Below are 21506 nucleotides of genomic sequence, written 5' to 3'. Positions count from 1 at the left end.
GTAGGTGTCAGGTTGTTGTGATCACCAAGGGTTTTCCGGGGTGGATCGGGGTGTTGATCGGGTATCGCGTGCCGTCGACGTGGATTGTTCGGAGGTCTAGGTGGCCGGCTTTGCAGGTGATGGTGAGGGTGTTGGCCTTGTGGGTGGCGGTGGCCCAGCCGGTGTTGGTGGTGAAGGGGAATTGCCAGGTGTTGCCGGATCGGGCCATCGTCATCGGCGCGAAGGTGATTGTTTTGGTGAGGGCGTTGTGGCGGTAGCCGGTGAGGGCTTCCAGGACGGACCAGCCGGCGGCGTTGCGGATGTAGTGGTCGCCGCATTCGATCGGGTTGAACGGGTTGCGGCGAGTTCCGTCGTACCTGGTCCAGAGGCCTTGCAGGATGGACATGCCCTCGTCGGTGAGGCCTTCGTAGAGGCAGTGGGCGGCGACCTGGTACTCCGAGCCGGTCCAGACCTCGTCGCAGTATCGCGTGGGGATGTCGGGGCGACCGCCGTGCGGCCAGGTGCACATGAGGAGTCCGGTGTCGTCTCCGTCGGCGAAGACGCGGTACGGGTGGTCGAAGTCGCGGAAACCGGTCCGCAGGTTGTGCCGTACGACGTTGCGCAGCGCCGTACGCACGTGGTCCTCCGGAAGGACGTAACTGAGGTCCAGTTGGTGCGCCCACCACTGCCCGATCAGCTGGTCTGCGAGGCAGCCGTCACCCCACTGGAAGTCACGGGTCTCGTCCGGGTCCAGGATCTGCCGGTAGTACTCGCCTGTGAACAGCAGCTCGTCGTACGCCGTGCTGCCCGTGTCGAACAGGCTGCGGTACCCCTTGGCGTCCTCACCGAGCAGTAGCGCCATCTCCTCCGCCGCACGCAGTGCAGCGAGCCACAGCGTGCCCATGAACGAGTTGACGCCACACAGGTCGATGTCGTGCGTACTGGGCTGGATGCCACGCAGTACGCCGTCCCGCAGCCACTTGCCGTGGATGTGGTCGAGCAATCGGACCACCTGAGGCCAGCGTCGACCCAGCCAGTCCAGACCGGCGCCCTGGCGCACCTCGCGGTATGTCTTGAGCACGCTGCCGAGCATCCCGTCCAGGGCCGGCTCTTCCGGTCCACCGATCACTACGTCCCACAGCTGCTTCACGTAGAGCGGTGCGCGCACCCGGTGCGGGATGTACCCCTCCGGTGCCTGCATGACGTCGTACTCCGTGTCACGCATGTTCTGCTCCAGCGACGGGAAGAGGCGCGACAGCGTCTGCTCGTAGTTCCACACGTGCGTGCAGTTGAGCGGACACGAGCCGCCGTACCGGCCGCCCCACATCGCGGTGGACGCGCCGAGAACACCTTCGAACCCGAGTACGTCGCCGTCCGCGGTCTGGAAGACGGTTGGGCTTCGTACGTCGGCCGCTAGCGCTGCTAGCCGTGCACCGGCCTCGCCGGGCAGACTGCTCTCCTCGAACGCCTCCGTCCAGGCGGTCGTCAGTGTTTCCATCTCAGACCAGTGCTCGATGAAGTGGTCGGCCGCGGCGACGGCGTCCGGCGTACGACGGGTGTACGCGTTCCCGAGCCAGAAGCGGGTGTGACCGTACTCCGGGTGCGGTCCGAACTGGTTGAAGTCGACATATCGGTTCGGGAAGTGCCACGCGATCAGGAACCGGACCTCAGCCGTCTCACCTGGTTGGAGGTTGAAGGGGACGGCCAACCCGCCGTTCCACGTTGTCCCGGGCGCGCTCGAACCGCTCACCGGTGTCACGGGACCGTTGAGAAAGGCAACGAACTCCTCAGGCCTGGCCCATTGCGCACAGACCAATCCAGGGCCGTCGGTGGCGAGCACCAGTTGACCCACTCCGGGATGGTCGGCAGGCAGTCCACCGTTCTCCATCACCACAGACGTCCAGCCGTCGGCGCGGCGGGTGCGGTTCGTGTTGCCGCCGTACAGGCTGCAGTCCACGCCGTCGACCGGCGTAACGCCGTCCCAGCCGACCGAGTTCTGGAGCGCACCTGCGAGCTTGCCGTGCACGGCGATGTCACCAGGGTTGTGCAGCGTGAACGTGAACCCGACGACCGGCTGCGAGCTCGCCGCGGCGTCCGACGGGACCAACGGGTTGAACACGTCCAGGCTGATCTCGACCGGCAGATCCGTCTCGTACTCCACGCGAGCCCAGGGGTACGTCGCGGTCACCTGAGTCGTACCGATCGACGGGAGGACGTCGTGCAGGCGCCGCTCGCCGGCCGGCACCACGTCGTCGGTGACCAGCGGGGTGTCGGTGGGTTCCAGCGGCGGGCCTTGGAGGAGGCGGATCTCGTCGAGCGGTGGCTCGATCTGGGAGAGGCGGATCGCGAAGAAGCTGTCCGGCACATGTCCTTCGTGGTTGCCGATGTTGTGCAGCTGCCACTGCCGCAGCGCGCCGTTGCCGGCCAGCGCGACGGTGCCGGTGCCGAGACCTCCCAGCGGCAGTGCGAAGTGTCGAAGGTTCTCACCGGTGTAGTGCATGTTTCTCCGTCCATGTACCGGCGGAGGCGAAGAGAGCCACCGGTCCGGGGGCGAGCAGGAGTAGTGAGGCAGTAACCGAGGTCCCGAGGAAGAGGGCTACGAAAACGAGTGCGAGTACGCCGAGTGGGACCAGAGGGGCGTGGGCGACCAGGTGGAGCGCGGTGAACCAGAGTGTCTTGCCACGCAGCCCTGAGGTGACACGCAGGCTGAAGGCGTAGCAGGAGGCGAGTAGTAGAAGCACGCTTGCACAGCCGCTGACTGCCAGGGGGAGGGCGAAGAGCGGTCCGGAGTACAGCTGCCAGTTCAGTAGAGCGAGTGCGATCACCACTGCCGGAACCACACCCACCTCGAGTCCGGCCGGGGCGTGCTTCCGTAGGTTCTTCAGCAGTAGGACGACGCCACCGCGGTCTTCTCGAACTACCGCATCCGTTGTGGCAATGGCAGCTGCCCAGACCGGGGCGATGGCGAATGCTGCGAGCAAGACGCTAGGTGGTGACAGCCCTGGACTGAGGAGAAGTACAACGGCGGAGGCTGTGCAGATGAGGGCGCCGGTGGTGGCCAGGAGCGGGAGCTCGTGCCAGAGCGCCCTGAAGGCTGTGGGGAGGTGGTCTGTCATGCGCGGAGTCCTGTTGACGCGATGGAGGCGATGAACGAGCGCTGGAAGATCAGGAACAGCACGAGGATCGGCAGTACTACCAGTGTGATCGCAGCGAACAGCACGACGGCAGGACCGCCGCCGACCGCGCCTTGCAGTGATACCAGGCCGACCGGGAGTGTCATCTTCTCCGGTGACGACAGGAAGATGTACGGCCAGAAGAAATTGTTCCAGGACGCCTCGAAGACGAAGATCCCGAGCGCGGTCAGCCCCGGCCGGGCGAGCGGCAGGATCACCCGGAACAGGATCCAGAAGTGCCCGGCGCCGTCCATGATCGCCGCCTCGTCCAGCTCCCGCGGGATCGACGAGATGTACTGCCGCAGGAAGAAGATCCCGAACACGTTCACCAACGCCGGCAACCAGATCGCCACCGTCGTGTCCACCAGATGCAGCCAGCGCATCATGATGAAGATCGGGACCACGGTCAGCTGCACCGGAACAACTAGCGCTGCTAGCAGAACCGAGAAGATCTGGTCCCGCCCCGGAAACCGCAATCGGTTGAACGCGTACGCCGCCAGCGCGCTCGTGAGCAGCGCGCCGGCCGTCGTGATCACCGCGATCTGCAGACTGTTCCACGCCATCTGCGCGAACGGGATCAGCTCGGGCACCTGCTGGAAGTTCTGCAGCGTCGGCGGTCGCGGAATCCACCGCGGCGGCACCTGGAACGCGTCGATCGGCTCCGACAACGCGTTCACGACCAGCCACACCAGCGGCGCGATCATCACCACCCCGCCGAGCACCAGCACGAGGTCCAGCAGCTTGCCCTTCACTGGTGCACCCACCGTCGGCTCAACCGGAACTGGAGGCCGGTGACGACCATGATCACGACGAACAGGACCAGCGACAGCGCAGCGGCGTACCCGACCTCGAAGGACTGGAAGCCCTTCTCGTACGTGTACTGCACGATGCTTCGGGTCGCGCCGTCCGGGCCGCCCTGGGTCATGATCACCATCGGGTCGAAGATCTGGAACGCGCCGATGAACGTGATCACCGTGGCGAAGAAGATCGTCGGCGACATCACCGGCAGCGTCACGCTCCAGAACCGCCACCACGCGTTCGCGCCGTCCACCCGCGCCGCCTCGTGCAGCTGCGCCGGCACGGTCTGCAGGCCGGCCAGCAGGATGATGAACGTGTACCCGATCGTGTGCCACCAGTCGACCACGATCAGCGTCGGCAACGCGAGCGTCGGCGAGGCCAGCCAGTTCGTCGTCGCCGAGAGGTAGTAGTTCGCCAGGCCGAACGCCGGATCCAGCACGTACTTCCAGATCAGCGCGACCGCGGCCCAGGACACCAGGAACGGGAAGAAGTAGGCGGTTCTGACGAAGTACTTCGTGCCGCGCGTCATCGTCCGGTGGACGCCGAGCGCGAGCAGCATCCCGATCCCGATGTGCGTGACCACCGACGCGAGAGCGAACACGAACGTGTTGATCACCGCGCGTACGGTGGCGCCGTCGGTCACGAGTTGCTTGAAGTTGTCCAGGCCCGCGAATTCCGGCGTACTCAGCAAGTCCCAGTGGAACAGGCTGAGCCCGAAGGCGGCGACCAGCGGCCCGGCGACGAAGACGACGAAGAGCAGGATGGCTGGGCTGATGAACAGGTAGCCGGGGAGCCAGTCCCTCCGCTGGGGTTTCAGACCAATCCCTCCAGCGTGGTCTGGGCCTTGCCGAGCGCGTCGGCCGGCGCGGCGTTGCCGGTGAGCACCTGCTTCCAACCGTCCTCGATCGCCTTCTGTACGGCGGCGCCCTTGTCCGGCGAGGGGATCGGGGTCGCGTAGCTGAGTGCCTGGTAGAGGTACTCCGTACCCTTCGGCGCGTCCTCGAGGAACGACTGGCTGTTCGCGATCGACTTCCGCGCCGGGACGATGGTGCCGCCGAGCTGGGCGAACGTCGACGAGCCTTCCTTGGAGATCAGGAACTTGATGAACGTCCAGGCGTCGTCCTTCTTCTTCGACGCCTTGAGGATCGGGTACCCGTTCCAGCCGACCGGCGAGCCCTGCTGAACCTTCACCGGCCAGGGCACAATGCCCATCTTCGACGTCGCCTTCAGGTTCCGGATGCTGATGATCGGCCAGCGGCCGCCGCCGAACATCGCCAGCTTGCCCTGCGCGGCCGCGGTGAACGCGTCGAACGTGCCGCCGGGCGGCGGCGACAGCTTGTCCGCGACCAGCTTCCGGTTGAATTCGGCGGCCTCGATCACGCGAGGGTCGTCGTACGTCGGCTTCGACCAGTCCTCGGAGAAACTGCTGGTGCCGTTGGTGAGGAGCCACGGCATGATCGCGGCGAAGTACGCCGAGTCGGCGGCGTACCCGAAGGCGCCGGTCTTCGCCTTGATCTGCTCACAGGCGGACCGGAACTGATCCCACGTCCACTTCGCCGTCGGCTCGGGTACGCCGGCCTTCGCGAACAGGTCCTTCGAGTACCACATGCACATCGTGTTGAACTCGCCCGGCAGGTAGTACGTCTTGCCGTCGGTGGAGGCGTACTTCTTGTCCCACTCGATCAGGTTCGGGTCCATGTCGCCGTAGTACTCGTCGATGGCCGCCTTGTCCTTGGCGATGTAGTCGTCGAGCGGCGCGAGCAGGCCCTTGGACGCGAACAGCCGCTGGCCCTCGGTGGCGATCTGGATGACGTCCGGCACCTGGCCGCCGGCGATCCGGGTGGAGAGTTTGTTGAAGAAGTCGCCCCAGTTCGACAGCGGGATGCCCTCGGCCTTGAGTTTGATCTCCGGGTGCTGCTCGGTGAACTTCGCGAACAGTTTGTTCCAGGTCGCCTGCTGCTCGGCCGTTCCCATGTAAACGAACGACAGCTCCTTGGTGGACGCCCCGCCGCTGCCGCCGCCTCCACAGGCGGCCAGCGATGCGGCGAGCGCCGTACCTCCGCTCGCCTGCAGGAAACGACGCCTACTGAGCACGGGCAGATCCATGACGGAGCCTCCAGGCAGGGAAATCGATTTCTCAGAGATTCCGGCAGCATAGTCCCGGGTGCTGAAACCGTGTCAAGGGTCGGCGTTCCGGAAACTCAGGGGGAAACCTTCACTGCCCGGCGCACCCTCTGTGACCCTGTGATCACGCGCAAATTCTGGTCCAGCCGGGGTGGTTGTCATGGGTCCGCCCATGACATTTGTCAGCGGTCCGATCGCTGGCTTCCGGTGCTCCGGCGGACGCACGATGCCAACACCCCCCAAATCAAGCCGGCCTCCGCCCTCCGGCCCAACGGGACCCGTGTGCGGAGGCCTGCCCAACCTCGAGGAGTCCAGTTGAGGCAACGGATTCTCGTGTCCGCCCTGGGTGTCGGCGCACTGGCCGTCGCAGGACTGACCGCCCAAGCAATGACGGCGTCGGGTGCCACCGCGGCCCCGTCCCCGTACACCGCCGGCAAACACGCCGCCCGCGTCTGCTCGGACGCGAAGGCCAAGCACACCGCGAGTTGCAACGCGGTGAAGCTGGTCACCCCGGACGGCCGGACGCCGGCCGCCACCGCACCGCCGGCGACCGGTCTGACGCCGACCGGTCTGCGCGACGCCTACAAGCTGAACGGTCTGAGCGCCGGCGGCCGGACGGTCGCGATCGTCGACGCCTACGGCTACCCGAACCTGGAGCGCGACCTCGGCGTCTACCGCTCGCAGTTCGGCCTGTCCGCGTGCACCAAGGCGAACGGCTGCCTGAAGATCATCAGCCAGACCGGCGGCACGACGCTGCCGACGTTCAACGTGGGCTGGGCCGGCGAGCAGGCGCTCGACGTCGACGCGGTCTCGGCCGCGGCGCCGGACGCCAAGATCATCGTCGTACAGGCCAAGTCGGCGAGCTTCGCTGACCTCGGCACCGCGGTCCAGACCGCCGCCAAGCAGGCCGGCGTGGTCGCGATCTCGAACAGCTACGGCGGTGGCGACGCGGACGACGCGACGTACGGCGCCTACTACAACCACCCGGGTATCGCGGTCACCGCCTCCACCGGTGACGACGGCTACCAGGGCGGCAGCTACCCGGCGTCCTCGTCGTACACGACGGCCGTCGGCGGTACGTCATTGGTTGCTGCCAGCAACACTCGGGGCTGGAGCGAGAGCGTCTGGGACGGCGCCGGCTCGGGCTGCTCGACGTACAACACCGCACTGCCGGGTGCCGCGTCGTTCAGCACCGGCTGCTCGAAGCGCGCGATGGCGGACGTCTCGGCAGCCGCCGACCCGTCCAAAGGCGGCATGGCGATCTACTACCCGACGAGCAAGACGGCGTCGACCTGGGCGCAGTTCGGCGGTACGAGTGAGGCCGCGCCGATCATCGCGTCGGTCTACGCGCTGTCCGGCAACACGGCCGGGTACGCGAACGCGTTGCCGTACGCCCATCCGGGCTCGCTGTTCGACGTGACGAGCGGCAGCAACGGCACCTGCCCGACAACCCAATGGTGCAACGCCCGCACCGGCTGGGACGGTCCGACGGGCCTCGGTACGCCGAACGGCGCCGGAGCTTTCTGACCTTTAGACACACCGCTAGTGACCGGTCGGTGGCTGCGTGCAACCTTCCGGTCACTAGCGGTACTGTTCCGAGCACGAAGGACAACCCTCGACTCCGCGACATTCCGGTGATTTCTCTTCCCCGGGCCCTTCCGCAGGCTTAAGGTCAGCCCCCGGGACGGGGCGTGGAGGGCGACCCGCGAACACGAACTTGATGGAGATTTGCTGTGACAACATCACGCAGAGGGCGGGGGCTCATAGCAGTCTCAGCCGTCTCCGCGGCCGCCACCGTGCTGGCCATGACGGCCGGCGGTGGCGCGGACGCTGCCCAGAACTCCGGTGCCGAGGGCAAGAAGCCCGCGCAGGCCGAGCAGGCAGCCAAGGACCGCAAGGGCAACTTCGACGCCCGGACGCCGAACGCCCGTACCACCTATGCCCGCTCCGCGAAGGTCGAGGGCAAGGAGACGGCCGCCGCGAAGAAGTTCCGCGACTCGCTCGGCACCCAGGGTGTCGTCTCGGTCGACCCGAACACCGGCACGCCGGCCCAGGTGACCAAGCTGAACGGCTTCCTCACCGGCAAGAGCGCGAAGAAGGCCACGGACGTTGCCCTCGGCTACGTCAAGGCGCACCCGGAGATCTTCAAGCTGTCCGACGCCGACCTCGGCACGCTGAAGCTGCGCAAGGACTACGTCGACGACCTCGGCACCCACCACGTCTTCTGGGCGCAGGTCGTCGACGGCGTCGAGGTGTTCGGCAACGGCCTGAAGGCCAACGTCACCAAGAACGGCCAGCTGATCTCGGTGATGGGCTCGCCGGTCTCCGGCCTCGCCACCGCCGCGCAGACCCGGTCCGCCGTCGCGGCGCCGAAGGTCACCGCCGCGGACGCCCGCACCGCCGCGATCCAGGACGCCGGTGGTACGACGAAGTCCGCGACCGCGACCACCTCCGGCGTGAGCACCAAGTGGAGCAACGGCGACACCGCCAAGCAGGTGTGGTTCCACACCGCCGACGGGCTCCGCAAGGGCTGGCTGACCTACACCAACTCCGGTGGCACCAAGATCTACAGCCACGTCGTCGACGCCCAGACCGGTGGCACGCTGTACCGCAAGGACCTCGTCAGCGAGGGCAACGGCGACGCGCTGGTGCAGGACAACTACCCGGGCGCCGCGAAGGGCGGCACGCAGCGGGTCGAGAACCTGATCTACAACAAGTGGCTGCCGAAGAACGCCAAGACCCTCTTGGAAGGTACGTCGGTCGCCGCCTTCGCGGACGTCAACGACGACAACCAGCCGAACACCGGTGAGACGGTCAAGGTGCCCGGCACCAAGACCGGCGCCGAGTACAAGCTGACCACCTTCCAGAACGCGTCGTCGTTCTGCTCGGCCTCGTTCATCTGCACCTGGGACCCGGCGAAGCCGGACTCCTGGAAGACGAACATGAACCAGGACGTCACCAACGCGTTCTACCTGGCCAGCAACTTCCACGACTGGCTGGCGAAGGCGCCGATCAGCTTCACCCCGGCGGCCGGCTCGTTCGACACCGCGGGCGGCGACCCGGTGCACCTGAACGCCCTCGACGGCGCGGCCACCGGTGCGAACGGCGGACCCGACGCCAACCACGACGACAACGCGAACATGTCGACGCCGCCGGACGGCACCTCGCCGACCATGCAGATGTACCTGTGGCACTCGCCGGGCAAGTCCGACGAGCAGGAGCCGTGGGTCCCGGCCAGCGGCGCCAACGACGCCAGCATCCTGTACCACGAGTACACGCACGGTCTGTCGAACCGCCTGGTCGTCGACGCCACCGGCAACTCGACGCTGAACAGCATCCAGGGCGGCTCGATGGGCGAGGCGTGGAGCGACTTCTACGCGATGGACTACCTCGTCTCGCACGGCCTGGAGAAGGACACCACCGCTGCGGGTGAGGTCCTCGAGGGCAAGTACGTCGCGCACGGCGACCTGTTCCGTACCCAGGCGATCGACTGCCGCGTGAAGGCGGTCAGCCCGAACTGTGTCAAGGCGAACGGCGCCAAGGGCGGCTACACGTACGGCGACTTCCCGACCATCGGTTCCCGCGGGCCGGAGGTGCACTCGTCCGGTGAGGTCTGGGCGCAGACCCTCTGGGACCTGCGTGAGCGCTTCGGTCGCAGCTACGCGCTGAGCATCATCACCCGCGCGATGGAGCTGTCGCCGGCCGACCCGACGATGCTCGACATGCGCAACGCGATCGTCCAGGCCGACCTCGTCGCCAGCGGCGGCAAGAACGCCGACATCATCTGGACCGTCTTCGCCAACCGCGGCATGGGCTGGTACGCCGGTGTCGTCGACGGCGGCGACGCCTTCCCGGCCGAGGACTTCCACAAGCCGCCGACAGGTGCGACCACCTCGCTCACCGGCACCGTGAAGGACAAGGACACCGGTGCTCCGGTGGCCGGCGCGCTCGTGTACGTCGGCGGTCACTCGTCCGGCTACGCCGGTGACTACGCCGGCTCGACCGACGCGACCGGCAAGTACACGATCACCGGCGTTGCGCCGGGCACGTACCCGAAGGTCGTCGTGTCCGCTCCGGGCTACGAGCTGCTCGTGCAGCCCGTCAAGGTCAGCGCCGGCGCTCAGGCGAACTTCGTACCGCGCCGCAACTGGGCCGCCTCCTCCGGTGGCGGAACGGTCGCCGGCTTCAACGGTCCGGACTACGGCGACTTCGGTTGCGGTCCGGGCGGTGCGATCGACAACGCCCAGGGCACCGGTTGGGGCAGCACCACCGGAGACGACGACGGCACGCCGACCGGCACGATGGTCCCGAAGCACGTCGACATCAAGCTGCCGGCGAAGGTCAACATCAGCTCCTTCAACGTCGACCCGTCAGCCACCTGTGGTGACTCGGGCACGGCGTCGACCGGGCAGTACAAGATCGAGACCTCGGCCGACGGCACCACCTGGGCGACCGCTCAGGAGGGCACCTTCACCACTGCCAACCAGGGCAAGTACAACCTGCTCACCCCGAGCGGCAACGCGACCGGCGTCCAGTACGTCCGCTTCTGGATGCTCAGCCCGCAGGTCCCGGACTTCTCCACCACCTGCCCAGGCAGCACCACCAGCGGTTGCAGCTTCACCGACCTGACCGAAGTCCAGGTCTTCGGCACCAAGTAACCCAGCACCCCCGAGAAGGCCGGCCGAGCACCCGCTCGACCGGCCTTCCGGCATTCCACCCCCAAACCACCAACCCACCCACGCGCCCCCCACCCACCAACCCACCGCGCAGCCCACCAACCCACCGCGTGCCCACCAACCCACCGACCCACCTGCGCTACCCACCCACCGACCCACCTGAGCTACCCACCCAGCACCGCTCACCCCACCTCCACGGGGTGATTCATGCGAGGGGATATCCGCTGCTGTGGTGGGTTCTCTGCTGGTGTACGAGGGGAGAACCCATAACGCGAGGGGATATCCCCTCGTGTGTCGGCGGGTGGCGCGGGCATGCGGGTGGGGTGCGCGCGGTGGGGGTTCGGTGGGTGGTGGGTGCGCGTGGTGGGTGCGCGTGTGAGCTGCGGCCGAGCGAAGCGAAGGCGCTTGGGGTTGCGGGTGGTGAATGTGTGGGTGTGCGGAGCCGATGTCGTACGACGAGGAGCTCGTGGGTGTCCGGATCTTGGACAACGGGGAGTAAGTGTAGTGAGTTAGTTTAGTTTCGAGGGCGTGGAACCTGTCGCGGATCGGCTGCCGTCTCGCTCAGTTGGGCGGGGCGGCGACCGAGCCGCGTTCGATCAGGGTCGGCGTGAGCGTGGTTCGGCGGACCCGGCGGTTGGTGTCGACGGCGGACGTCACGCGGGCGACGACGTGGCTGACCAGATCGTCGAGGGGCCAGTGGAAGGTCGACAGCGGCGGCGTGAGCAGCTGGGACATCGGCTGGTCGTCGTACCCGAGCAGCGACAGGTCTTCCGGGATGCTCAGGCCGAGCTCGCGACTGGCGGCGTACACCCCGAAGGCCATCGAGTCGGCGAGCGCGAGGATGCCGGTCGGGCGCGTGCTGCTGGAGAGCAGCGTCCGGGCGACGGCGGTCGCGCCGGCCAGGTCGTGCGGGCATTGCAGCAGGCGGATCTTCAGGCCGAGGTCGTCCGCGACGCGCTGCGCGATCTCCTCGGCGGGGCGCTCGACCTCGAGACGGCGGGTCGGGCTCAGTACGGCGATGTCCCGGTGGCCGGCGTCCGACAGCCGGCGCAGCGCAGTAGTCACGCCGGACTCGTTGTCGAGGATCACCTCGGACTTCGCCTTCGCGCTCGGCAGCGCATCACCGATCGCGATCACCGGCGCCTGCCGGGCGATCTCGGCCCAGGCCTTCGCGGCCGGGTCGATCGGGATCACCACGATCGCGTCGGCGCGGTGGTCGACGAGGTGCTGGGCGAGCTCGAGCTGGCGGTCGGCGTCGCCGGCCGAGTCGATGATCCAGGCGTTCCGGTCCGGGGCCAGGAGCTCGCGGCCGAGCGCGGCGGCGACGCGTTGCTGCCAGAGGTCTTCGAGCGAGGCGCAGAGTACGCCGACGGAGCCGCTGCGGCCCGAGGCGAGCGCACGCGCGACCGGATCGGCCTGGTAGCCGAGGCGGTCGGCGGCGTCCTGGACCCGCTGCCGGGTCTCGGGCGTGCCGTGCAGCCCACGCAGCGCATACGACACGGCGGCCATCGAGAGTCCGGTCTCGGCGGCGATGTCCTTGAGGGTCGGCCTCCGGCTGGTTCCCGGCATGCTCAAGACCCTAGCCGCCGCCGTGGACAGAAACTTGACAGACCGGCCTTTGAAGCGCTTCACTCTAATCATCCTGAAGCGCTTCAATCTGATCAAACGGGCGAGAGGAGGAGCCGATGATCGACGTCCACCAGCATCTCTGGCCGGAAGCGTTCGTCGACCGGCTCCGGGCCCGCCGCGAGCCGCCGTACCTCGACGGCTGGACGCTGCACACCACGTGCGAAGCGCCGTACGACGTGGATCCGGCGGCGCACGAGCTCGGCAAACGGGTCGCGCTGGAGCAGGACTCCGGTACGACGCTGGCCGCGGTGTCGCTGTCGAGTCCGCTCGGTGTCGAGGAACTCGGCGATGCGGAGCTGCTCGCGGCCTGGCACGACGGAGCCGCGGAGTTCCCGAAGCCGTTCCGGGCGTGGGCTTCCGTCGATCTTCTCGATCCTGACGTTGCTGGACTGGAATCCCTGCTGCATAAGGGATTCCTTGGACTGCAGCTGCCGGCGCATGTCCTCGGAACACCGAAAGGTTGGGAGGCGCAGGCGGAATTGCTGCGCGTCGCCGAGCAGGCGGGCCGGCCGATCCTGGTGCACCCCGGTACGGCGCGACCGACCGAGGCGCCGGAGTGGTGGGCGCCGGTCGTCGACTACACGACCCAGTTGCAGGCGGCCTGGTGGGCGTGGCATGCCTTCGGCGGGCGAGGCTCGTACCCCAATCTCCGGCTGTGCTTCGTTGCCGCGGCCGGTCTCGCGCCGGTGCACCACGAGCGGCTGACCGCGCGCGGCGGCCGGCTCGGCACCATCGACCCGAACCTGTACGTCGACACGTCGAGCTACGGCCCGCAAGGGATCGACGCGGTCGCACGGGTCCTCGGCATCGACCAGGTCGTGCACGGTACCGACCGGCCGTACGCCGACACGGTCGAACTCCGCCAAGGCGATGCCGCGACCGCGGTGATCCGCCACGACAATCCACACCGGCTGCTGTTCGGCGCCGGTGGTACTACTCCTGAGAGGGGAGTGCAGTGACTGCTCAGCCAATCGACGTACCCAACGTCCCGGCGCGCCAGGCCAGCCGGCTCGTGGAGCTCAACAACTGTCTGTCGCTGGACGACCTTCCGGGACGTGATCTCACCCCTGACGAGCTGGCCGAGCTGGCCGGCGGCCTCGCGGCGCAGCCGCACCTGTGGGAGGACAAGGTCGCCTACAGCGACGACGAGCGCGTCTTCGCCTCGCTGCATCGTGACGCCAACGTCGACGTCTGGCTGATCTGCTGGACGCCGGTGAACGACACCGGCTGGCACGACCACGACGTCTCCTCCGGCGCCGTGGCGGTCGCCCGCGGAAAGCTCGTCGAGCACAACCTGGCGATCGGCGTCGAGTCGGTCGAGACCGAGATCGAAGCCGGCGACGTGTACGGCTTCGGCCCGGATCACATCCACCGCGTCGTCGGCCTCGACAAGGGCAGCGTCACCATCCACGCCTACAGCCCGCCCCTGTGGCGCATGGGCCAGTACTCGGTCAAGGACGGCGTACTCCGCCGCGTCTCCGTCTCGTACGCCGACGAACTCCGCCCGATCGACTGACCAGCGTTTACGCGGCACCCGTTCTCTGACTAAGGTCAGAGGATGGGTGTTGCGCAGGTACGGCGGTTCAACCGGGTCGTCACGCAGCGGGTCGGGGCGCTGCACGACGCCTACCTGTCCCGCGGGCGACCGCTCGGGCAGGACCGGGTGCTGTGGGAGATCGGGAATGACGGATGCGATGTCCGGTCGTTGCGGGCCCGGCTCGATCTCGATTCCGGGTATGTGAGCCGGCTGCTCCGGTCGCTGGAGAGCTCCGGGCTGGTCCGGGTCGAGCGGAGCGGGGACGACGGTCGGGTGCGGATCGCGCGGCTGACCGAGAACGGTCTCGCCGAGCGGCGGGTGCTGGACGAACGGTCGGACGAACTCGCGGCGTCGATCCTCGAACCGCTGGACGAGCGGCAGCAGAAGCGGCTGGTTGCTGCGATGGGCGAGGTGACGCGGTTGTTGACCGCGTCGATGGTGCGGGTCGAGGTGGTGGATCCGCGGCTGCCGGCGGCGCAGTACTGCTTGGAGTCGTACTTCGCCGAGCTCGGTGAGCGCTTCGAGACCGGATTCGACCGGTCGCGAAGCATCTCCGCGGACAACGCCGAGCTGACGCCGCCCGCCGGGTTGTTGCTTGTGGCAACACTTCACTCGGAGCCTATCGGATGCGGTGCACTCAAGTTCCATGGAGCCGAACCCGCCGAGATCAAGCGCATGTGGGTCGCCCCCGACGCCCGCGGCCTCGGGTTGGGTCGCCGCCTCCTCACCGAACTCGAGCGCGAGGCGATCGCCCACGGAGCCCCCGCCGTACGGCTGGAAACCAACCGCAACCTGACCGAGGCGATCGCCCTCTACCGCTCAACGGGCTACCAAGAAGTCCCACCCTTCAACACCGAGCCCTACGCCGACCATTGGTTCGAGAAGCCTCTGAACGCCTGAGACCCGGCCGGAAGTTACGGCTTGCGGAGTTGGCCGAGGAGGCCGTGGGTTTCGTTGGCGGGGCCGGCGGAGAACCAGAGGGCGTCGGGGCCCCCGGTGGTGGGCGTGCCGGGGATCAGGGCCCAGAGGCCTTCGATGGCGACGCGCTTGCCGGTGGTGCTCCGGACCTGGCCGACTGCCTTGAAGCGGTTGGTGGACTTCGGTTCAAGGATGTTGATGCGGCCGTCGCCGAAGTTGCCGACCAGCAGGGTCCCGGCCGGCGCGCCCCAGGCCGCGGGCGCGAGCGCGAGCGCCCACGGGGCGTTCAGGTCGCCGCGGGAGGCGACCCGGGTGACCAGCTTGCCGTCGGTCGTGAACTCGTCGACGAAGCCGAGACCCCGTCCGCGGGTCGCGCGGCCCGTCTTCGGGTCGGGCTTGGCGTACGTGACGAAGATCCGCCCCGCGAGCGCCTGCACGTTGTACGGCGCGTATCCCCGAGGCAGCGAGAAGTCGCGGAACGCCCACCACGGCAGCTTCACCGGCTGGAACCCGCCGTCGAACACGTCGATCCGCCCGCGGGCGAAGTCGGCCGCGAACAACCGGTCCGGCGCCGCGGCGATCGCCAGCCCCGTGTACACCGCACCGGGCGTGGTCACCTTGATGTCGGCCGGCCCCATCAACGGGTTGATCGTCGGGTTCCAGGCCGCGATCTGCCCGGTCAGGGTGGCGAAGATGAAGCGAGCCGGCGCGCTCGTGGTCGCGTTGCTGACCACGAACGAGGTACTCGCGTTGGACACCTGCCCGGTCGGCAGCGGCACCGTGACGCGGACGGTCGGCACCTTCGTGACGGTGGCCGAGCCCGGCGCGGACGAGTACAGCGTGGACGTCGACGTACCTTGGTTCGACACCCACAGCGGGGTCGTCGCGCCCAGCGACAGCCCCCACGGATTCACCAGATCCGGATCCTGGAGCACAGCCTTTCCTGGCTCGTCGGAGACCAGGTTGACCTGCTGTACGGCGAGTGCGTGCGACGAACCGTGTGCGTCGGCGGTCGCCGGTGCGACCAGGGCGAGGCTGCCGACGAGTGCGGTCGCAACTGCGAGCGGACGACCCTTCGAGCGGAACGACATGTCACTTTCCTGTCGGTCGGAAGTGTGGGACACCCTCGATACGGCCCGTTCCGCCGGGCGGTTCAATGGCCACTCGGGGGAGAAGTGGTTATGGAACGAGGGGTGTCGCGGTGGTTAGCGTCGGGGCATGAGGATTCGCGTGGTTGATGCGTTCGCTGACCGACCGTTTGCAGGGAATCCGGCGGGCGTCTGTGTGCTCGAGGGCGGTGACTGGCCGGACGAGGGGTGGATGCGTGCGGTGGCGGCCGAGATGAAGCACGCGGAGACCGCGTTCGTGCGGCCGTCGGCGGCTGCCGAGGCGGAGTGGGACCTGCGGTGGTTCACGCCGACGAAGGAAGTGGTGCTCTGCGGGCACGCGACGCTGGCGACTGCCCATGTACTGGCGGCGGACGGCAAGGTGTCCGGGAAGGCGTCGTTCGCGACGCTGAGCGGGGTCCTGGTGGCGGATGTTGCGGACGACGGGATCACGCTGGACTTTCCGGTCAACCGGCCGATCGAGGTACCGGTTCCGGACGGGCTCGGCGCCGCGCTGGGCGTGGAGCCGGCGGAGGTCTACGTCACCGGCGAACTCCGTGACCTGCTGGTCGTCGTCCGCGACGAGGCGGCGGTGCTCGCGGTCGCGCCGAACACCGACGCGGTCGCCGAGATCACGCAGCGGGAGAACCTTCGCGGCGTGATCGTGACGGCGCAGGGTTCGGCGTACGACTTCGTCTCGCGGTTCTTCGCGCCCGCGAGCGGCATCCCGGAGGACCCGGTGACGGGGAGCGCGCACACGAGTCTGGCGCCGTACTGGGCCGAGCGCCTCGGGCGGGACGAGCTGGTCGGATACCAGGCGTCCGCCCGAGGCGGTGTCGTCCAGGTCGTCCCGTCCGGCGACCGCGTCTACCTGAAGGGCCAGGCGGTCACGGTGCTGGACGGGGAGCTACTCGTCTAGGCCCAGGTTTCGGCGTGGGTGGCTACGCCGTTCGGGGCGATGAGTTCGGTGACGACGTCCTCGGCGTCCGCGTCGAGCGGCTCGAAGGGCGATTCGGGTACGACGTACGCGCGGGCGCCGGCGACCATCTCGATACCGGGCAGCTCGAACCAGGCCTCGCCGACCTCACGGCTGATCTCGTAGATCGCCTGCTCGGCGGAGTCGACCGGCTCGCGGTCACCGGACTCGTCCAGTTCGGCCGGGTGCCGCTCCTGTGCGGCGCGTCCGGCCTCGAGCAGCGCGTCCAGGTCGAACACACGCAGGTCGAACCGCGACACCACGCTGATCACCTGGTCCTGCTCGGCCTCTTCGTCCTCCTCGTCGTCGGCCGTGTCGTCCAGCAGCAACGCCGACGTACCGGTGTGCTCGAAGACCGCGTCGTTCCAGTCCTCGACCACGCCTTCGAGCGCCGCGTTGTGCTCGAAAAGCGTGGTGTGGTCCTCGTCGCCCGTCATCGCGAGCAGGGCGTCGGTGTGCGCCTGGAGCCGTTCGGCGAGCTTGCGGCTCGCGTCGGCGAGGGCGGTGCGGGTCTCCGCGGAGAAGAACTGCTCGGCGGGGGCGGGGGTGTCCAGATCAGTCACGTGGGTGTTCTTTCCTCAGCTGTCGGTGGCAGTGCCAGCCGTAAGTATGTGAGAAGCCTGTGAGAGCTGTGTCGGCGGGTGTGAGAGACCTGCGAGAACCCTCCTGACCGAGCAGCGAGCGGTGTGCAGTGAAGACATGTGCACTTTCGTCGCGAGCCGGTGTCGTCGTGTCTGACGTCATCTATCTCGCCGTCACCGTCATCGTCTTCGCGGCCGTCTGGCTCGCGTTGCGTGGAGTGGAGAAGTTGTGAGCGCCGAGAACATCGCCGGCCTAGTGGTGGCCGCTGCTCTGGTCCTCTATCTGATCGCCGCCCTGGTCTTTCCCGAGAGGTTCTGATGTCCGACACCGCAGCCGGCCTGTTGCAGGTCGGCCTTCTTCTCGCGTGCCTGGCGGCCGTCTACCGCCCGTTCGGCGGGTACATGGCCCGGGTCTACACGTCCGACAAGGACCTGCGGATCGAGCGTGCGACGTACAAGCTGTTCGGCGTCGACTCGAAGGCCGATCAGACCTGGGCCGTCTATGCCCGCTCGCTGCTCGCGTTCTCCGCGCTCAGTGTCGTGCTCCTGTACCTGCTCCAGCGGCTGCAGCACTGGCTGCCGCTCTCGCTCGGCCTGCCGAACGTGGAGTCGGGGCTGGCCTTCAACACCGCCGCGTCGTTCGTGTCGAACACGAACTGGCAGAGTTACGTACCCGAGGCGGTCATGGGCCACCTGGTCCAGTTCGCCGGTCTCGCGGTGCAGAACTTCCTGTCCGCGGCCGTCGGCATCGTGGTCGCGATCGCCCTGATCCGCGGCTTCTCTCGGTCGAAGACCGACCGGCTCGGCAACTTCTGGGTCGACCTGACCCGGACCGTACTGCGGGTGCTGCTGCCGATCGCGGTGATCGGGACCTTGGCGATGGTCGCGATGGGCGTCGTACAGAACTTCTCCGGTGGTCACGAGGTCACCTCGGTGGTCGGCCAGACGCAGACCCTCCCGGGTGGCACTGTCGCCAGCCAGGAGGTCATCAAGGAGCTGGGCACCAACGGCGGTGGCTATTACAACGCCAACTCCGCCCACCCGTTCGAGAACCCGAACCCGTTGTCGAACCTGTTCGAGATCTTCCTGCTGCTGGTGATCCCGGTCTGCCTGACCCGGACCTTCGGCCTGATGGTCAAGGACAAGCGGCAGGGCTACGCGATCCTCGGCGTGATGGCGACCATCTGGTCGGCCTTCGTCGTCCTCGCGACGCTCTTCGAGGTCGAGGGCGCGGGTTCCGCGACCCAGGCCGCCGGCGCCGCGATGGAGGGCAAGGAGACCCGGTTCGGTGAGTGGGCGTCCACACTGTTCGCGGTCTCCACGACTGGTACGTCGACCGGCGCGGTGAACTCGATGCACGATTCGTTCACGCCACTCGGCGGCGGCGTCCCGCTGTTCCACATGATGCTCGGCGAAGTGACACCCGGCGGTACCGGGACCGGCCTGTACGGCATGTTGATCCTGGCCGTGCTCGCGGTCTTCGTCGCGGGCCTGATGGTCGGCCGTACGCCGGAGTACCTGAAGAAGAAGATCACCGCGCGTGAGATGAAACTGGTCTCGCTCTACATCCTCACCACGCCGACCCTGGTCCTCATCGGGACCTCGATCGCGATGGGGCTGGCGTCGGCGCGTGCCTCGATCCTCAACACCGACAGCCCGCACGGCTTCTCGGAGGTGCTGTACGCCTTCACGTCGGCCGGCAACAACAACGGGAGCGCGTTCGCCGGTATCAGCGCGAACATTCCGTTCTACAACACGGCTCTCGGGTTGGTGATGCTGCTCGGCCGGTTCGTGCCGATCGTGTTCGCGCTCGCCCTCGCCGGCTCGCTCGCGCGGCAGCACCCGGTCCCGGTGACCCAGGGCACGCTGCCCACCCACAAGGCCCTGTTCGTCACGATGCTCGTCGGTGTCGTCCTGATCGTGACCGGCCTGACCTACTTCCCCGCACTGACTCTCGGACCCCTCGCGGAGGGACTGTGACCACGTTCAAGCCCAAGATGCTGCTCATCTCCCTGCCGGATGCGCTGCGCAAGCTCGATCCGCGGGTGATGTGGAAGAACCCGGTCATGTTCGTGGTCGAGGTGGGCGCTGCCGGATCCACGGTCCTGGCCTTCACCGACTCGAGCGTGTTCGTCTGGTGGATCGTGGTCTGGCTCTGGCTGACGGTGATCTTCGCGAACCTCGCGGAGGCGGTCGCCGAAGGCCGCGGCAAGGCCCAGGCCGAGACGCTGCGCCGAGCCAAGACCGAGACCACCGCGCGCCGGCTGACCGCGAGCGGCGACGAGGAAGAAGTTCCGGCCACCCAGTTGCGGCTCGGCGACCGGGTCGTCGTTGAGGCCGGTCAGATCATTCCTGGCGACGGTGACGTCGTCGAGGGTGTGGCGAGTGTCGACGAGTCGGCGATCACCGGCGAGTCGGCTCCGGTGATCCGCGAGTCCGGTGGCGACCGCAGCGCGGTCACCGGCGGTACGAAGGTGCTGTCCGACCGGATCGTCGTGAAGATCACCACCAAGCCCGGTGAGAGCTTCATCGACCGGATGATCGCGCTGGTCGAGGGCGCCTCCCGGCAGAAGACGCCGAACGAGATCGCGCTGAACATTCTGCTGGCGAGCCTGACGATCGTGTTCCTGATCGCGACCGTGACGCTGCCGACGTTCGCGGCGTACGCGCACACCAACCTGAGCATCGTGATCCTGGTGGCCCTGCTGGTCTGCCTGATCCCGACCACGATCGGTGCGCTGCTGTCTGCGATCGGTATCGCCGGCATGGACCGGCTGGTGCAGCGCAACGTGCTGGCGATGTCCGGCCGCGCGGTCGAGGCCGCGGGCGACGTGAACACCCTGCTGCTGGACAAGACCGGCACCATCACGCTGGGCAACCGGCAGGCGTCGGAGTTCATCCCGGTCCAGGGTGTCAGCGACACCGAACTGGCCGACGCGGCGCAGTTGTCCAGCCTCGCCGACGAGACGCCGGAGGGCCGGTCGATCGTCGTACTGGCGAAGACCGGCTACGGGCTGCGCGAGCGGCATACCGGGGAGTTGCCGCACGCAACGTTCGTGGAGTTCACCGCGCAGACCCGGATGAGTGGCGTGGACGTCGACAGCCGGCAGGTCCGCAAGGGCGCCGCGGGTGCGGTGAACGCGTGGATCGGTGAGCGCGGCGGTACGACGGACGCTCGGCTCGGTGAGATCGTCGACGGGATCTCGGCCTCGGGCGGCACGCCGCTGGTTGTTGCCGAGAGCATCGATGGTACGGCGCGTGCGCTCGGCGTGATCCACCTGAAGGACGTGGTGAAGGCGGGGATGCGGGAGCGGTTCGACCAGATGCGCGCGATGGGCATCCGGACCGTGATGATCACCGGCGACAACGCGCTGACCGCGAAGGCGATCGCCGAGGAGGCCGGGGTCGACGACTTCCTGGCCGAGGCGACGCCCGAGGACAAGATGGCGCTGATCAAGAAGGAGCAGGAGGGCGGCCGGCTGGTCGCGATGACCGGCGACGGCACCAACGACGCTCCGGCGCTGGCGCAGGCCGATGTCGGTGTGGCGATGAACAGCGGTACGTCGGCCGCCAAGGAGGCCGGCAACATGGTCGACCTCGACTCCAACCCGACCAAGCTGATCGAGATCGTCGAGATCGGCAAGCAGCTGCTGATCACCCGCGGTTCGCTGACCACGTTCTCGATCGCGAACGACGTGGCGAAGTACTTCGCGATCCTGCCGGCGTTGTTCGCGGCGGCGTACCCGGGGCTGGACAAGCTGAACATCATGGGACTGCACTCGCCGGAGTCGGCGATCGTGTCGGCCATCGTGTTCAACGCGCTCGTCATCGTGGCGCTCGTACCGCTGGCACTGCGGGGTGTCCGGTACAAGCCTTCGTCGGCCTCGGCGATGCTGCGGCGCAACCTGCTCATCTACGGCGTCGGCGGCCTGATCACCCCGTTCGTCGGCATCAAACTCCTGGACCTGGTGATCTCACTGATCCCCGGGCTTCGTTGAGAGGTAGTTGT

Annotated in this window: 18 protein-coding genes; 10 read left to right on the top strand and 8 right to left on the bottom strand. The window is 67.8% G+C overall.

The features are described 5' to 3' along the window. Positions 1 to 7: 7 nt before the first annotated feature. Genes OHB24_RS09405 through OHB24_RS09385 form a run of 5 tightly spaced genes read right to left on the bottom strand, consistent with a single transcriptional unit; the run spans position 8 to position 6056 of the window. Positions 8 to 2479: a GH116 family glycosyl-hydrolase gene (locus tag OHB24_RS09405; RefSeq protein WP_327638570.1), complete on the bottom strand. Its 2472-nt coding sequence runs from the start codon at positions 2477 to 2479 to the stop codon at positions 8 to 10. Beyond that, positions 2463 to 3095 carry a hypothetical protein gene (locus OHB24_RS09400; RefSeq protein WP_327638569.1) on the bottom strand — a complete coding sequence of 211 codons (633 nt, stop codon included), beginning with the start codon at positions 3093 to 3095 and terminating at the stop codon, positions 2463 to 2465. The genes OHB24_RS09405 and OHB24_RS09400 overlap by 17 nt, the downstream gene beginning before the upstream one ends. Continuing rightward, positions 3092 to 3916 carry a carbohydrate ABC transporter permease gene (locus OHB24_RS09395; RefSeq protein WP_327638568.1) on the bottom strand — a complete coding sequence of 275 codons (825 nt, stop codon included), beginning with the start codon at positions 3914 to 3916 and terminating at the stop codon, positions 3092 to 3094. Before OHB24_RS09395 ends, OHB24_RS09400 begins: the two co-directional genes overlap by 4 nt. Then, complete coding sequence (locus OHB24_RS09390) at positions 3901 to 4845, bottom strand: carbohydrate ABC transporter permease (protein ID WP_327638567.1); 945 nt, start codon at positions 4843 to 4845, stop codon at positions 3901 to 3903. The genes OHB24_RS09395 and OHB24_RS09390 overlap by 16 nt, the downstream gene beginning before the upstream one ends. Then, the gene (locus tag OHB24_RS09385) at positions 4764 to 6056 is read right to left on the bottom strand and encodes an ABC transporter substrate-binding protein (RefSeq protein ID WP_327638566.1); all 1293 of its coding nucleotides are present in this window, start codon (positions 6054 to 6056) and stop codon (positions 4764 to 4766) included. The genes OHB24_RS09390 and OHB24_RS09385 overlap by 82 nt, the downstream gene beginning before the upstream one ends. Before the next feature lie 333 nt (positions 6057 to 6389). Here OHB24_RS09385 and OHB24_RS09380 point away from each other — a divergent pair, with 333 nt between their 5' ends. Together OHB24_RS09380 and OHB24_RS09375 are read left to right on the top strand one after the other, a co-directional pair. Then, on the top strand, positions 6390 to 7601 hold the full coding sequence (locus OHB24_RS09380) for a S53 family peptidase (protein WP_327638565.1): 1212 nt from the start codon (positions 6390 to 6392) through the stop codon (positions 7599 to 7601). A gap of 278 nt (positions 7602 to 7879) precedes the next feature. Beyond that, complete coding sequence (locus tag OHB24_RS09375) at positions 7880 to 10732, top strand: M36 family metallopeptidase (protein ID WP_327638564.1); 2853 nt, start codon at positions 7880 to 7882, stop codon at positions 10730 to 10732. Between the two features lie 579 nt (positions 10733 to 11311). Here the strand turns inward: OHB24_RS09375 and OHB24_RS09370 are convergent. Next, positions 11312 to 12319: a LacI family DNA-binding transcriptional regulator gene (locus tag OHB24_RS09370; RefSeq protein WP_327638563.1), complete on the bottom strand. Its 1008-nt coding sequence runs from the start codon at positions 12317 to 12319 to the stop codon at positions 11312 to 11314. A 116-nt stretch (positions 12320 to 12435) separates the two neighbouring features. On the opposite strand from OHB24_RS09370, the gene OHB24_RS09365 reads away from it, so the two are divergent. The 3 genes from OHB24_RS09365 to OHB24_RS09355 are packed head-to-tail and all read left to right on the top strand — an operon-like array spanning position 12436 to position 14816. Further along, positions 12436 to 13338: an amidohydrolase family protein gene (locus OHB24_RS09365; protein ID WP_327638562.1), complete on the top strand. Its 903-nt coding sequence runs from the start codon at positions 12436 to 12438 to the stop codon at positions 13336 to 13338. Beyond that, complete coding sequence (locus tag OHB24_RS09360) at positions 13335 to 13895, top strand: cysteine dioxygenase (protein WP_327638561.1); 561 nt, start codon at positions 13335 to 13337, stop codon at positions 13893 to 13895. Before OHB24_RS09365 ends, OHB24_RS09360 begins: the two co-directional genes overlap by 4 nt. 42 nt (positions 13896 to 13937) lie before the next feature. Beyond that, positions 13938 to 14816, top strand: a complete 879-nt coding sequence (locus OHB24_RS09355) for a bifunctional helix-turn-helix transcriptional regulator/GNAT family N-acetyltransferase (RefSeq protein ID WP_327638560.1) — start codon at positions 13938 to 13940, stop codon at positions 14814 to 14816. A 14-nt stretch (positions 14817 to 14830) separates the two neighbouring features. On the opposite strand, the gene OHB24_RS09350 is transcribed toward OHB24_RS09355, so the two are convergent. Next, positions 14831 to 15925 (bottom strand): TIGR03118 family protein, encoded by a 1095-nt coding sequence (locus OHB24_RS09350; RefSeq protein WP_327638559.1) that lies wholly within the window; start codon positions 15923 to 15925, stop codon positions 14831 to 14833. Positions 15926 to 16052: 127 nt separating this feature from the next. Between OHB24_RS09350 and OHB24_RS09345 the strand changes: the two genes are divergently transcribed. Beyond that, on the top strand, positions 16053 to 16859 hold the full coding sequence (locus tag OHB24_RS09345) for a PhzF family phenazine biosynthesis protein (RefSeq protein ID WP_327638558.1): 807 nt from the start codon (positions 16053 to 16055) through the stop codon (positions 16857 to 16859). Here OHB24_RS09345 and OHB24_RS09340 read toward each other — a convergent pair. Further along, positions 16856 to 17479: a hypothetical protein gene (locus tag OHB24_RS09340; RefSeq protein WP_327638557.1), complete on the bottom strand. Its 624-nt coding sequence runs from the start codon at positions 17477 to 17479 to the stop codon at positions 16856 to 16858. The genes OHB24_RS09345 and OHB24_RS09340 overlap by 4 nt on opposite strands. 128 nt (positions 17480 to 17607) lie before the next feature. On the opposite strand from OHB24_RS09340, the gene OHB24_RS09335 reads away from it, so the two are divergent. The 4 genes from OHB24_RS09335 to kdpB are packed head-to-tail and all read left to right on the top strand — an operon-like array spanning position 17608 to position 21495. Then, complete coding sequence (locus OHB24_RS09335) at positions 17608 to 17730, top strand: hypothetical protein (protein WP_327638556.1); 123 nt, start codon at positions 17608 to 17610, stop codon at positions 17728 to 17730. Next, positions 17727 to 17816, top strand: coding sequence for a K(+)-transporting ATPase subunit F (kdpF, locus tag OHB24_RS09330; RefSeq protein ID WP_327638555.1), 90 nt, complete (start codon positions 17727 to 17729; stop codon positions 17814 to 17816). Before OHB24_RS09335 ends, kdpF begins: the two co-directional genes overlap by 4 nt. Next, on the top strand, positions 17816 to 19477 hold the full coding sequence (kdpA, locus tag OHB24_RS09325) for a potassium-transporting ATPase subunit KdpA (protein ID WP_327638554.1): 1662 nt from the start codon (positions 17816 to 17818) through the stop codon (positions 19475 to 19477). Before kdpF ends, kdpA begins: the two co-directional genes overlap by 1 nt. Before the next feature lie 17 nt (positions 19478 to 19494). After that, on the top strand, positions 19495 to 21495 hold the full coding sequence (kdpB, locus tag OHB24_RS09320; protein ID WP_327641036.1) for a potassium-transporting ATPase subunit KdpB: 2001 nt from the start codon (positions 19495 to 19497) through the stop codon (positions 21493 to 21495). Positions 21496 to 21506 lie beyond the last annotated feature (11 nt).

This window comes from Kribbella sp. NBC_00482 (assembly GCF_036013725.1).
GTDB lineage: Bacteria > Actinomycetota > Actinomycetes > Propionibacteriales > Kribbellaceae > Kribbella.
The sequence above is the reverse complement of the archived record's forward strand: the minus strand, read 5'-3'. Positions and strand labels throughout refer to the sequence as shown.